12 protein-coding genes are annotated in these 14273 nt (G+C 45.4%); 5 read left to right on the top strand and 7 right to left on the bottom strand.

Features of this window, described 5'->3' with window-relative positions; all coding sequences use genetic code 11:
- Positions 1-89: 89 nt before the first annotated feature.
- The 7 genes from GO755_RS11430 to GO755_RS11400 all read right to left on the bottom strand — a co-directional run bounded on the left by GO755_RS11430 (position 90) and on the right by GO755_RS11400 (position 6564).
- A complete protein-coding gene (locus tag GO755_RS11430; protein WP_157584897.1) occupies positions 90-1631 on the bottom strand; it encodes a c-type cytochrome domain-containing protein in 1542 nt (513 codons plus the stop codon).
- Positions 1632-1644: 13 nt separating this feature from the next.
- Positions 1645-2715 carry an NHL repeat-containing protein gene (locus GO755_RS11425; protein WP_157584896.1) on the bottom strand — a complete coding sequence of 357 codons (1071 nt, stop codon included), beginning with the start codon at positions 2713-2715 and terminating at the stop codon, positions 1645-1647.
- 187 nt (positions 2716-2902) lie between these two features.
- Positions 2903-3367, bottom strand: a complete 465-nt coding sequence (locus tag GO755_RS11420) for a DUF4890 domain-containing protein (protein ID WP_157584895.1) — start codon at positions 3365-3367, stop codon at positions 2903-2905.
- Positions 3368-3464: 97 nt separating this feature from the next.
- The gene (locus tag GO755_RS11415; protein WP_157584894.1) at positions 3465-3947 is read right to left on the bottom strand and encodes a GAF domain-containing protein; all 483 of its coding nucleotides are present in this window, start codon (positions 3945-3947) and stop codon (positions 3465-3467) included.
- 88 nt (positions 3948-4035) lie between these two features.
- On the bottom strand, positions 4036-4542 hold the full coding sequence (locus tag GO755_RS11410) for a hypothetical protein (protein WP_157584893.1): 507 nt from the start codon (positions 4540-4542) through the stop codon (positions 4036-4038).
- 75 nt (positions 4543-4617) lie between these two features.
- On the bottom strand, positions 4618-5454 hold the full coding sequence (gene mreC / locus GO755_RS11405; protein WP_157584892.1) for a rod shape-determining protein MreC: 837 nt from the start codon (positions 5452-5454) through the stop codon (positions 4618-4620).
- An 84-nt stretch (positions 5455-5538) separates the two neighbouring features.
- Complete coding sequence (locus GO755_RS11400; RefSeq protein WP_018619308.1) at positions 5539-6564, bottom strand: rod shape-determining protein; 1026 nt, start codon at positions 6562-6564, stop codon at positions 5539-5541.
- Positions 6565-6755: 191 nt separating this feature from the next.
- Between GO755_RS11400 and GO755_RS11395 the strand changes: the two genes are divergently transcribed.
- The 5 genes from GO755_RS11395 to lon all read left to right on the top strand — a co-directional run bounded on the left by GO755_RS11395 (position 6756) and on the right by lon (position 14246).
- Complete coding sequence (locus GO755_RS11395; protein ID WP_157584891.1) at positions 6756-8258, top strand: GH3 auxin-responsive promoter family protein; 1503 nt, start codon at positions 6756-6758, stop codon at positions 8256-8258.
- Between the two features lie 85 nt (positions 8259-8343).
- Positions 8344-9516, top strand: a complete 1173-nt coding sequence (locus GO755_RS11390) for a 1-deoxy-D-xylulose-5-phosphate reductoisomerase (RefSeq protein ID WP_157584890.1) — start codon at positions 8344-8346, stop codon at positions 9514-9516.
- Between the two features lie 158 nt (positions 9517-9674).
- A complete protein-coding gene (gene rseP / locus GO755_RS11385) occupies positions 9675-10991 on the top strand; it encodes an RIP metalloprotease RseP (RefSeq protein ID WP_157584889.1) in 1317 nt (438 codons plus the stop codon).
- Between the two features lie 82 nt (positions 10992-11073).
- On the top strand, positions 11074-11571 hold the full coding sequence (locus tag GO755_RS11380; protein ID WP_317165842.1) for a DUF6702 family protein: 498 nt from the start codon (positions 11074-11076) through the stop codon (positions 11569-11571).
- A 179-nt stretch (positions 11572-11750) separates the two neighbouring features.
- Positions 11751-14246 carry an endopeptidase La gene (gene lon, locus GO755_RS11375; protein ID WP_157584888.1) on the top strand — a complete coding sequence of 832 codons (2496 nt, stop codon included), beginning with the start codon at positions 11751-11753 and terminating at the stop codon, positions 14244-14246.
- The last annotated feature ends 27 nt before the right edge of the window (positions 14247-14273 follow it).

Genomic DNA, 14273 nt, shown 5'->3' with positions numbered 1-14273 from the left:
TAATGAAATGATTTTACAAAAATAACGCCGAAACGCCCATAAAAATCATACTATATTTTCTCGTTGTCAGGCTATTTTGCTCATTCACTTTACTTCTTTGCTTCGCCCGATTTTGCTTCAGACGAGGTTGCTTTAGCCAACTCGGCAGCGGCTTTCTCACTAATACCGCCAATAACATCAAGAGTTGGCATGTTCTTTTTCAGATTGGCGATACCCTGTTCTGTTACTTTAGTTTGCCAGAGATAAACGGTTTTCAGGCTTTTCAAGTTCGTCAACTCGGCTAAACCGGCATCCGTTACCGCTGTTCCATAAAGATTCAGATATTCCAGATAATCTAATCCTTTAAGTTGCTTCAGTCCTGCATCGGTAACTTTTGTCTGTTCAAGGTGCAGCTTTTGAAGGTTCTTAAGCCTGGCTACCTGCGCCAGTGTCGCATCCGAAATTTCGGTATCGCCTAATTTCAGCCAGACAATCTGGTTACTCAGTTTAGGCAACAGTTGGGCCTGTGTATCATTGAATGTTTGGGCATTTACGGCGCTTACTTCCAACTGGTTTTGCTCTTTCGAGAGCGGTAAAACCAACAAACCCGCTTTCTTTAACTCACCAATAACTTTCGGATCGGCAGCGGCTACCTTCATTGTCAACACTGGCGACTCAGGAGCGGGGGGGCCGTCATTACGACCCGTAGCAACCTTCGCCCCGCCAGTTTCTAATGGACCGCCACCTCCCAAAGAGGCCAATACAGGGCGAATGGCATCGTTGACTTTCACTTCTGAGACTTTTTTGTCAAACGGTGCGCCCTGATCTATCCACCACGTTAGTAACGCAATCTGGCCTTCCTCCAATTGAGTTTTGCCTTTGGGAGGCATGTGATGTTCGTCGTCTTCAGGCAATAGGCATACTTTTATTAAATCACTAGTGGTTCCTTTTCCGGCTACAAATACAGGTCCATCCTCCGACCCTTTCTTAATCATATCGGGCGTATCTAACCGCAGACCCGCCTTCGATTTGCTGGCGTTATGGCATTGCACACAACGACTGTGGAGAATGGGGTTGACAATCTGCTGAAAAACCATCGCCTGATTAACGTCGGTGATTGGCTCCACTTTCAACTCCGGCAGTTTGTCTGGCACACCCGTAAGTGTTCTAATAGGCCCCGGCATGTATTGTGTGAGGTAGTCTGATCCATGCGTTAGGTTTCCACCCAAATGACCAGTTGACAACAACAAAATCAAGGCGATGCCCAATGCAGGCAGATACATGAGCTGTGAAAATGGAATAATCCGACCCAGATTTTCTGATTTGACAGCCCAGGCTAACCATGCAAAAACAGCCACCCCGATACCCTGCCATTGATGCGAGCTTAACGTATCGGTTTCATAACCGCCACCTTGCGATAGCATATACCCAAGCACACAAGCCATCGTAGCACTAACCGCCGACCAGAACAAAATCAGCGTAATTGTATGCGGACTAACTGAATTGCGTCGGGTCAACCGATCCAGTTCGAGAAGGCCGGCAATTAATAGGAAACCAATTGGTAAGTGAACAATGAGTGGATGAAAATGTCCCCAAAACAAAATCCAATCGGATGGTTGCGATGTGGACTGCACTAAAATCAGGTTATTCATAATCGGGCTACACTTAGGCTACTCGCTCTAATTTAATAGGATATGTTTTTTTAGATGCCCATTGAGCCACATAAATACTATCGTCACTATCGATCAGCACATCGTGCGGATGCAGAAACGTGCTAAGATTTCGGTCTTTGCGCTGTTCGCCAAGTTTGCCATTTTGATAAACAGGCTCCGTTCCTCCCGGCGTTGAAATAACCCGATCATTCTTATCTAAAATCGTAATATACCCGGAATCAGGGTAAGCATCGGACGTACTGCGGAATACGGCTCCGTAAATATTCTCGCCGTGAATGACTGGGCGACAGATGTACGACCCTGGCAAGGCAATCGTCGACAGATATTTCCCATCTAACGTAAAGCGTTTCAGCGCATTATGCCGACGGTCGGTAATTAAAAGAGTTGGATTAGCTGCTACGCGCCGATCAACCGTTATACCATGGCAGCAATCAAACGTATCGTTGGTTTCCCCCTTTCCGCCCCAATAGCGAATAAGTTTACCCGATTTATCAAACTGAGTCACGTAGTTTAGACCATAGCCATCCACTATGTAAATGTCGCCGTTAGCCGGATTAATAGCAGTTTCCGTCGGCCTGAACTGGGTTGGATAGTCATATTTCCCGGTTTCCTTCGGGTAGTCTATCTTCATCAATTCACGCCCTTTCAAGTCGGTTTTAATAACCTGATGGCGGTCGGTATCTGTAATTAATAAGTATTGGTCGTTACCTTCACCACCAAGCGTTAGCCCATGCCCGCCAGGGTAATCGTGCCCCCAGGTTTCGAGTAACTTACCTGACTTATCGTACACGAGAATATTATTTTTTGTCTCATTGGTCAGCAGAATGATCCGACCCTGGGCATCCTGAACCATCTCGTGACAGTCATTAACAGGGTTTTTACCAGCATCCAATACGCCCCAACCCGGCACTACGCGGTACCGAAATCCATTGTGCCCAAGTATGTCGGGTTCAATAATCTGTCTAGATGACTTAGCGGATAAACTGGCCGGAATCGCAAGACCAGCCGCTGTAATCAATGAAGTTTGCCGCACGAACGACCGGCGCGATAAGAAAGAAGCCATAGAGTATTGTAGCGTTTACCGAAAAAGGGAAGAGCAGGTTAACTTTACTGCAACTGGGTATACTTGATATAGCTAGCAAGATACTATTCTCGAACAGCATTTAGGTCAAACAGAAACGCGAAAGCCTGGTAGTCGAATACACAAATCGACTACCAGGCTTTCGCGTTTTCTAGCTTACTCGACCAGCTTAGTTCTGATCATTCTCATTCGTTGAGCCGCCAGGACCGCCATTACCCCGGCCTCGTCCCATACGACCCCGCATCGACTCAAATTTCGTGAACTGATCGGGGGTTAAAATCCCTTTTAGCTTACTTTTAAAGTCGTCTGCATTTGCGTTCAGCGCCTGATTTTTTGTCTTATTATCATCAGTGCCTTTTTGAATGGCATCCACTTTCTGTGCCCGCGCCAGTGTCAGATCATATACCTTTTTAGAGGTCGCATCATCCAGACCCAACTGTTTTGTCATTTGGTCTGTCATCCGTTGAGCCCTAGTAGCTGGATCGGCAGCCTGATATTGCTGCATACCCCGGCCTTTTCCTATGCGTTGACCTGTTTGAGTAGGAGCATCAGGAGTAGCGGTTTGCTGCGCTAAAAGTGGTAATGAGGACAGAGTGAGTAGCAGGCCACTCAAGGCAATTAATTTCTTAAACATGATCGTGCTTAGTTAATCCGATCATAAGACGACTGACATGACCAACGGTTTAAGAAACGTACTGAATTTAATTAGATCTTAATTGCTTAGGCAACTGTCAGAAGTTGGTTATCAACTGCGCAATTTGTTCCAATCCATTAGCATCAACCTCACTAAAATCGTTCAATTGATCGCTGTCTACGTCCAGTACCATAGTCACGTTGCCACTACGATCGAACACGGGTACAACGATTTCTGATTTGGACGCCGAACTACAGGCGATATGACCGGGGAATTGCTCAACGTCGGGCACAAGGATGGTTTCTCTGCGGGTGTAGGAAGCCCCACAAACACCCTTGCCAAATGCAATACGTGTACAGGCGATTGGCCCCTGAAACGGCCCTAAAACTAATTGGTTGTCTTTTTTGAGATAGAAGCCTACCCAGAAAAATCCAAAGGCTTCTTTCAAGGCAGCAGCAATATTGGCCAAATTGGCAACGAGATCTGGTTCGCCTTCAACGAGTGCGGCTATTTGGGGAATCAAGCTATCGTAAATAGCCTGGCGGTTTGCTGTCTGGGGAATACTAAGTGTTTCAGCCATTTTTTGTCATGCTGACGAAGGAAGCATCTTCGGTAGTTTGAATATACTGCCTCACCCGAAGATGCTTCCTTCGTCAGCATGACAAAAACTAATTCCGCGTGAAAAACTGAATTAGTACAATGCTTACGGTAGTAAATAACGTACTGGCGGCAACTCGAATAAGGGTAGGAATAATCAGTGCCAGGCTACTGGCTTCAATGAAAAATAAGGCGGTATGGTGAACCAAGGCCAGCACAAATACATACCTAAAAAATGCCCCTGTCCCCAACTCTTTCAGTGAAAACTCAATTCTCGACTCCAGCCCCGGCACATCAATTTGCGCCCGTACAATCAATGGACGACAATACGCCATCAATACTGTAGCAGCAGCATGCATACCAAGGGTATTATAGAATGTATCTATGGTAATGCCCGTTATAAATGCAATAATTAATAGCCAGGTAAGGCTGGTTTCGTTTGGCAAAAGCAGGATACAGGCGATATAGACAAAGCAGAAGGCGTAATCGAATAGCACCAGATTCCGCACCAGCAAAATTTGCAGAATGAGATACAGCAGGAACAGGAATACAGCGGATACGATTTCGCGAAAAGTCATTTTTAATAGTCGATTGTCGATAGTCGCCCGTCATCAGAAGCCACATACGCTTGACTGATGGCACCAACTTATGACTTATTTTTCTGTTTCAACCTGTTTTTCTAACTGGTCCTGTTCGGCCTGCAATCGATTTTCTACGATATACACGAATGATAGACTACTAAAATTCGTGGCCAGATCGAGCGTAAGATCATGAAATACCTGATTCGGCTGAACACCAATTGATCGGACACGACCAACCAAAATACCAGGCGGGAACGTAGAGTTACGCTCCGAGGTCACAACAGAATCTCCCTTACTGACAGGTTTTGTCAGCGAAATGTCATTTAGCTTAATTAGGTGTGGGTCGACGCCATCCCATTTAGCCGTTCCAATTTCGCCAGCCTTCACTAATTGGGAGGAAACCAAATATTCTGAATGCAGAATAGATGTGATAACCGAAAAACGTCGGTTGCAAATTTTCACTTTACCAACAACACCCGTCGGCGAAATAACCCCCATACCCGGCCGTATACCGTCATCCGTACCTTTATCAATCGTGATATAGTTATTGGCAAACTGCGTGGTATTATTAACCACTTTTGCCACTACAAACTTAAATCGATCGGCAAAGGCCGAATCAGCCTGGTACTCAGCGGGAGCGACTGGTTTGCTTTGAAGCAGTTGAGTCAATCGGGCGTTGAGTCGTTGATTTTCCAGCGCCAAATCGGCATTAACCTGACGGAGATTAGCGTACTGATTAGCTGCGTTCGACCAGGCCAGTACCTGGGCCGCGTACCGGTTTGAGGTGTTGAAGAAGGTAACACCCCAATAATTGCTGGTGTTGATGATGAAGTAAAAACAAAGTACTTCCAGCAACACAAACAAAATGAAGTTCCGGCTTCGGACAAAAAAATCAACTAACTCTCCCATAGGAAACTATATAGCCTGGATATCTATGTCTGAGTGTAGATGGGTTACACACGGATATAGACATCCAGGCTACACAAAAGTACTTTAACTAATCAATACAGACCGGTACATTTCCAGGTTCTTGATTACTTCACCTGTACCTTTTACAACGGCTTTGAGCGGATCATCGGCAACGTGAATCGGCAATTTGGTTTTAGCACCCAGCCGCTTATCGAGACCATGTAGCAAAGCGCCACCACCCGTCAGGTGGATACCGTTGGTATAAATATCGGCCGATAATTCCGGTGGCGAAATTTCGAGGGCTTTCATGGTAGCCTCTTCAATTTTCGAAATGGATTTATCCAGCGCGTACGCAATTTCACTGTAGGTAACCTTAATTTCCTTGGGAATACCAGTCATCAAATCACGACCCCGGATTTCGTAATCAGCTGGAGGGTTGTCGAGTTCTGGCAGAGCTGATCCAACTTCCATTTTGATTTGTTCGGCCGAGCGTTCGCCAATGAGCAGGTTGTGCTCCCGACGCATGTAATCCACAATGTCGCGGGTAAATACGTCGCCCGCAATACGAATCGACTGTTCGCAGACAATCCCCGACAGAGCAATTACCGCAATTTCGGTTGTACCTCCCCCGATGTCCACGATCATAGTTCCGTTAGGTTGCGTAATATCAATGCCGATACCAATGGCTGCTGCAATAGGTTCGTGCACCATATAGACTTCCTTAGCTCCGGCATGTTCGGCAGAATCCTTAACGGCCCGCTTCTCCACTTCGGTAATACCTGATGGAATACAAATAACCATCCGGTGCGAAGGCGAAAACAGCTTACTGCCGGTATCTATCATTTTAATCATCCCCCGAATCATCAGTTCGGCGGCTGTAAAGTCGGCAATTACGCCGTCTTTCAACGGGCGGATAGTCTTGATATTTTCATTGGTCTTTTCGTGCATTTGCATGGCCTTATGACCAATGGCCAGCACTTTACCGCTGACTTTGTCCATTGCAATAATCGAAGGCTCATCCACCACAATCCGATCCTTGTGAATAATCAAGGTATTCGCCGTGCCCAGGTCAATAGCAATGTCGCTGGTTAAAAAATTGAAAAGTCCCATTATAGGTTGACGCAGAACGCCTTATTACAAATACTGTTTTATTGAAAAGTGTGCAAAAATATAGATTATTCAAGAGAATGTCTTCAATGAATTTTGGATAATGCAAAATGAATAATGGGAAAAGTGCTCCAATAGCTCCTATCCCCTTTTTGTAGTATTCATTCTTCATTATACATTACTTTTGCATCATTATGGGAATTCGTTCAATTGTCAGTAAGCCTTTAGCCAAGTGGGTAGTCGAGCGTCAGCAAAACTGGATGTATCAGCCTGCCGAGGCTCAACAACGTTGGTTTCGGCAGTTGATCGACGGCGGACGTAACACCGTTTTTGGTCAGGACCATAAATTTAAGGACATTCAAACAATCGGAGAATTTAGACAGGCCGTGCCTGTTCGCGACTACGAAGACCTGAAGCCGTACATCGAGCAAATTTTGCACGGCGAAAGTGACGTACTCTGGAAGGGAAAGCCGCTCTATTTTGCAAAAACCTCTGGAACAACTTCAGGAGTCAAATACATTCCAATTTCCCACGAGTCGATTCCGAACCACATCAACTCAGCCCGTGATGCGCTGTTGAACTACGTCAACGAGACAGGCAAAAGCGCCTTTCTGGATAAGAAACTCATTTTCCTGTCGGGCAGCCCTGAACTCACCCAGAAAGAGGGAATCAACATCGGTCGGTTATCAGGTATTGTCAATCACCATGTTCCGGCTTATTTACGCACCAATCAGTTGCCCAGTTATGAAACCAACGTCATTGACGATTGGGAAACCAAGCTGGAAAAAGTTATCTACGAAACAATTACCCAACCTATGTCTTTGATCTCAGGGATTCCGCCCTGGGTACAAATGTATTTCGACCGTATTCAGGAGCGAACGGGTAAATTGATCAAAGATGTCTTCCCCGATTTTTCGCTGTTTGTCTATGGGGGTGTAAACTTCGAACCCTATCGCGCCAAACTATTTGAGAGCATCGGCAAGCGTATCGACTCGATTGAGACATACCCAGCCTCTGAAGGCTTCATTGCGTTTCAGGACAGTCAGACCGAAGAAGGTTTATTAATGCTTCTAGACAGCGGTATCTTCTTTGAATTCATTGCCGCCGACGAGTATTTCACCGAAAACCCACGTCGACTGACTATTGACGAAGTGGAGTTAGGCAAAAACTACGCGGTTATTATCAACAACAACGCTGGTTTATGGGGCTATTCTCTGGGCGATACGGTTAAATTCGTATCGCGGGAGCCGTACCGATTACTGGTAACGGGTCGGATCAAGCACTTCATATCGGCCTTTGGCGAACACGTTATTGGCGAAGAAGTTGAAAAGGCACTGAAAGGTGCCATGGAAAAACACCCTGAAACCGAGGTTGTTGAATTTACGGTGGCACCAATGGTTAGCCCGAAAGAAGGGTTACCCTATCACGAATGGCTGGTTGAATTTGCCACGCCCCCAAACGATCCGGTCGCCTTTGCCCAGGATGTAGACAACCGCCTGACGAAACTAAACGTATATTACGACGACCTCATTACCGGCTCCATCTTGCAACCGCTAAAATTAACGGGCTTGCCACGCGGTGCCTTTCAACGATACATGAAATCGCAGGGGAAATTGGGTGGTCAGAACAAGGTGCCTCGTTTGGCAAATGATCGGAAGATTGCGGATGGATTATTGGGAATAGGTGAAACTGTTTAGAGAATAGATCATATACGTTTTACGTCATCCGTGCCCTCGAAGAAGAACTAGCAGTGAAAGTCAATTTTGACTTGGTAAAAACTACATGACCGAATCTAAAAAACGCCATATCGCCATCCTCGGCTCGACCGGCTCCATTGGAACCCAGGCCGTCGATGTGATTAAGGCCCACCCCGACCAGTTTCAGGTTGAGGTACTGACAACGAACAACAACGCCGAATTACTCATTCAGCAAGCTGTTGAGTTGAAACCTAACGTCGTTGTCATCTGTAATAAAGACCGCTACGATCAGGTTTTCTCCGCTCTTGATCCGCTCGATATCAAGGTCTACGCTGGCGCCAAGTCGATTGCGTCCGTTGTTCAGATGGATACGATTGATATGGTGCTGACGGCTATGGTAGGTTACGCAGGCTTGTTGCCAACCATTAAGGCCATTGAAGCGGGGAAATCTATAGCGCTGGCGAACAAGGAAACGTTGGTTGTCGCGGGTGAACTCATTACCCAGTTGGCCGCTCAGAAAGCGGTGAATATTTATCCCGTCGATTCTGAGCACTCGGCTATTTTTCAGTGTCTGGTAGGAGAGTTTCATAACCCCATTGAAAAAATTATCCTGACGGCATCGGGTGGGCCATTTCGAGGGAAATCGCGGGAATTTTTGTCGACTGTTACGAAGGCGCAGGCGCTTAAGCACCCAAACTGGACAATGGGTGCCAAAATCACCATCGACTCGGCCACACTCATGAACAAGGGGCTTGAAGTTATCGAAGCCAAGTGGTTGTTTGGCCTTCGTTCCAATCAAATCGATGTTATTGTTCACCCACAAAGCATCATCCATTCTCTTGTGCAGTTTGAGGACGGAAGCCTTAAGGCGCAGATGGGTTTGCCTGACATGCGGCTCCCAATTCAGTTCGCTCTAGGGTACCCCAACCGGTTGAAATCGGATTTTCCACGGTTTAACTTCATGGATTATTCATCCCTCACATTTGAGCAGCCCGATCGGGAAACGTTTCGTAATTTACAACTCGCTTTCGATGCACTCGACAAAGGGGGCAATGCAGCTTGTATTATCAACGCAGCCAATGAAGTGGCAGTAGAGGCCTTTCTTCACGATCAAATTGGGTTTCTGGAAATCTCGGAGCTTATCGAAAGCTGTTTAGCTAAAGCGACTTTTATTCAACATCCAACTTACGACGACTATGTCAGCACAGATGAGGAAACCCGTCGACTGGCTAGAGAACGAATTAAAAGTTTGGTTTAGCTGTTTATATTATATCGTCTGTCCACAACGTTTTTATCGTCACGATGACCTGAAATAGTAGTTTGATGTTAGTGCGCTATTGACTACACAAGCTTACACTAACCAAATTCCAGTTGTTAAATAACCTTAAAAATTAGTCTTATCTCGGTTCTGAATACATGGAAATTTTAGTAATGGCAGGACAGCTCATTCTGGGCTTGTCTATTCTAGTTGGGTTACACGAGTTAGGCCATCTGCTGGCAGCTAAAGCTTTTGGCATGCGGGTAGAGCAATATTTTATCGGTTTCCCGCCCAAGGTCTGGAGTATTAAACGAGGAGAAACAGAATACGGTGTTGGTGCCATTCCGCTGGGTGGATTTGTAAAGATTTCGGGAATGATCGACGAATCACTCGATACGTCCCATACCGATACTGAACCTCAGCCTTATGAATTCCGGTCCAAACCAGCCTGGCAGCGTTTGATTGTGATGCTGGGTGGCATTATTGTTAATGTTATTGTCGGCATCTTGATTTTCGTGATTCTGGCTTACAAAAATGGCAATACCTATCTGGCGGCTAAAGACGCTAAATACGGTATTGTAGCTTACGATCTTGCTAAAAGCATTGGGCTACAAACGGGCGATAAAATCATTAAAGTCAACGGAAAAGAAATCACTGATTTCAACGAAATCCGCAGTTCTGATGTGTTTTTAGGTAATAATAGTTCGTATACTATCGAACGAAACGGTAAACAGATGGACATCTATATCCCGAATAATTTCGTGGATAAACTAGCTGATAAGAAAGCAGCGGGGCAATTTATTGAGCCAATTGAACCGTTCAAAGTTGCCGAGTTAGCGCCAGGTCAACCCGCAACAAAAGCAGGTCTTAAAGCAGGCGATGTTATTACCAGTGCCAATGGAAAACCTATCCGGTTTTATCATGAATTCACGGAAATCGTAAAGCCACTTAAAGCCAAGCCCTTAACACTTATTGTCAATCGCAATGGTAACCCTGTTACGCTCACGATGACCACGACGCCTGATGGCACCATCGGTTTCTATCCTGAATTATTGTTGCCTATAACTACGCAGGAGTACACGTTTGGTGAAGCCTTAAGTGTTGGTACTGAAAAGGCGTTTCAGGTTGTATTTGACAACATAAAAGGCTTCGGCAAGATTTTTCGGGGTGAAGTCTCCGCATCTAAAGCACTGAGCGGCCCGATTGGAATCGCCCAAAACCTGTTCGGTGGAATCTGGCGCTGGGATCGTTTCTGGACGGTTACAGGCTTACTTTCTATGGCGCTTGCGTTTATGAATGCACTACCCATTCCAGCTCTTGATGGTGGTCATGCCACTATTCTTAGCTATGAAATTATTTCAGGCCGCAAACCTTCCGACCGCTTTCTGGAAGGTGCGCAAAAGGTAGGTATGGTTCTACTACTCGGTCTGATGGCCTTCGCCATTTTTAATGATGTTTTCAAGGCTGTTTTTTAATTAATTAAACACAGAGAACACAGAGTTTCTCCACGGAGATCACGGAGCTTTGTGTTCTCTGTGTTAAAACCCTGTATTCTCTGTGTTCAAGCAATTAATTTGCGGTCTATTACTAATTAGCCTGACTGCCAGTCGCCCAGCGCATGATTTTCATGCTAGTGTTACACAAATGCAGTACAACGCGAAAGAGCGAACCTTCGAAATTAGTATTCGAATCTTTACGGACGATTTTGAGAAAGGGCTTTCGGCAGCTTCGAACACAAAAATTAACCTGGACGGACCGGGTGATAAAAATGATCCGTTAATCGAAAAATATATACAGGCCCATTTTTCATACGTAAATCCGCAGAAGCAAACCAAAACGATCAAATACGTTGGGCATGAAGTTGAAGCCGATGCCAACTGGCTTTACCTCGAAATGCCTTATACAGAACCATTTCGAGGTGGGTTATTAAAGCAAAACGCGCTAATGGAGCTATTTGAAGACCAGGTTAATATGGTTAATATCCAATATCAGGGTCAGAAAAAAACGTTTGTTTTTCGTAAAAATCAGCCTATCCAGGACATTTCGTTCGATTAATAAATTTCTAAGCCATCACGCTCCCTAATTAGTTAGTTTTGTAATAGTAACGATTGTCGTGCCAATTCGTCATAAGTGCATGATTGGCACGGCCCTTGCAACTACCTCATTTCCCTTGCCTTTCCTGATTTATTAGGAACCAACCCATTATTGAATGCTGCCAGACTGGCAGTGTGTGTATGAATTTAGAAAGAGAATTTGCGACCCGTTTGATGTTGGCCGATTTTGATTCGGATAATTTAGAAATTGTTCCTCTCGGTTCGCCAGAAGGATTAGATGAAGACTATGAATTACCGGCAAACCTTCCCATTTTGCCGGTTCGCAATACAGTTTTATTCCCAGGTATGGTAATTCCCGTCACAGTAGGGCGGGCAAAATCAATCCGCCTAGTAAAAAAAGCATATAAAGGCAATCGGATTATTGGTGTAACAGCTCAGCTAAATCAGCAGAAAGATGAACCTACGGCCGATGATCTTTACCGCTTCGGAACAGTAGCTTATATTATCAAGATGATTACCCTCCCCGATGGTAATATCACTATTATCATCCAGGGGAAGAAACGGTTTGAAATCCAGCAAATCACACAGGATGAGCCCTTTATAACAGCCCAAGTTCGTCAGATTGATGATGTTTTCCCTAGTGTAAATACCAATAAAAAAGAAGGGAAAGCAATGCTGCAATCGCTAAAAGATGCAGCCTATAAAACGCTGCGACTTAATCCAGAGATTCCACAAGAGGCCCGTATTGCACTTGATAATATTGAGAGTCCTACGTTTTTGCTGCACTTCCTGTCGTCGAATCTAAATGCTGATGTAGCTGATAAACAACGGCTTCTAGAACTAACTGATGGGAATCAGCAGGCGAGTCTGCTGTTAGAATACATGCTCCGTGAGGTGCAATTACTTGAGTTGAAACGCGAGATTCAGTCTAAAGCCTCATCAGATCTTGATCAGCAGCAACGCGACTATTATCTGCGCCAGCAGATGAAAGTTCTGCAGGATGAGTTGGGGATCGATAATCCCGACCGTGAGATTGACGAACTGCGGATGAAGGCCGACCGAAAGAAATGGTCGCCGGAAGTGCGCGGCCATTTCGATAAAGAATTAAACAAATTACAACGTATTAACCCGATGGCTCCGGAATATCCGGTGACGATGAATTACGTTGAGTTAATGGTTGACTTACCCTGGAACGAGTACACTAAAGATAATTTCGATCTTAAACGTGCACAGAAAATCCTAGACAGCGACCATTTCGGATTGGAAAAAGTTAAAGAACGGATTATCGAATACCTCGCCGTTCTTAAACTTAAAAACGATATGAAAGCCCCGATCCTTTGCCTCTATGGCCCTCCAGGCGTAGGTAAAACTTCGTTGGGCAAGTCGGTTGCAAAGGCACTAGGTCGGAAATATAGTCGTATGGCATTGGGTGGTGTTCACGATGAAGCCGAAATTCGGGGACATCGTAAAACGTACATTGGCGCCATGCCAGGCAAAATCATCCAGAATATCCGGAAATGCGGTACGGCTAATCCCGTCTTTATTCTAGATGAAATTGACAAAGTAAGCTCCGATTTCCGGGGTGATCCATCATCGGCCCTTCTCGAAGTACTTGATCCTGAGCAGAACTCGACGTTCATGGACAATTACCTCGAAACGGAGTTTGATCTTTCACGGGTGTTGTTTATTGCTACCGCCAACTCGCTTGACACCATCCACCCTGCCCTGCGCGACCGAATGGAGATTATCGACATTGCAGGCTACACCGTTGAGGAGAAAGTCCAGATTGCTAAAAAGTATCTGATTCCGAAGCAACGTAAAGATCATGGGCTGAAACCCAAAGATCTGGTGATTGAAGATAAAGCTATTCTACGCATCATTGAAGGCTATACCCGCGAATCGGGTGTGCGGAATCTGGAGCAGAAAATTGGGGCTTTGGTACGTAAAATAGCCAAATCCATTGCGATGGAGGAGGAATATAACCATACCGTCAAGGCCACTGATATTTCTAAAATGCTTGGCGCTGAGATTTTCGATAAGGAGCTCTATGCCGACGACGATATTGCCGGTATTGTAACGGGTTTAGCCTGGACACAGGTTGGGGGAGAAATTCTGCTTATTGAATCAAGCCTGAGTCGTGGAAAAGGTGTGCTTACCCTATCTGGGCAACTAGGCGATGTTATGAAGGAATCGGCAATTACAGCCCTCTCCTATCTGAAAGCCCATGCTGATGATCTAGGTATCGACTATCGAGTCTTCAGTCACTATGATCTCCATATCCATATTCCTGCTGGGGCTGTACCAAAAGACGGTCCATCGGCAGGGATTACGATGCTGACCTCAATGACCTCGATCTATACTCAGCGTAAGGTTAAGCCTTATTTAGCGATGACGGGCGAGGTGACACTTCGGGGCAAAGTATTACCCGTAGGCGGTATCAAAGAAAAGATTCTGGCGGCCAACCGAGCAGGCATTAAAGAAATTATTCTTTGCTCAAAAAATCGGAAAGACATTGAGGAGATCAATCAGTCTTATATTAAAGATCTGACTTTCCACTACGCTGATACCGTAGACCAAGTGCTAAACATTGCGCTATTACCTGGTCAGGTTGGTAAGCCAATGAAATTCGTGCTGCCCGAAGAAAAAGAGCACCGCGAGGTCGAGAAAGTGTATTAAGCCGATGTATGTATGGTGTATAATATA

This window comes from Spirosoma arboris (assembly GCF_009754945.1).
Classification (GTDB): Bacteria; Bacteroidota; Bacteroidia; order Cytophagales; family Spirosomataceae; genus Spirosoma; species Spirosoma arboris.
Note: the sequence above shows the minus strand (reverse complement) of the source record. Positions and strands in the feature narration are given on the sequence as shown.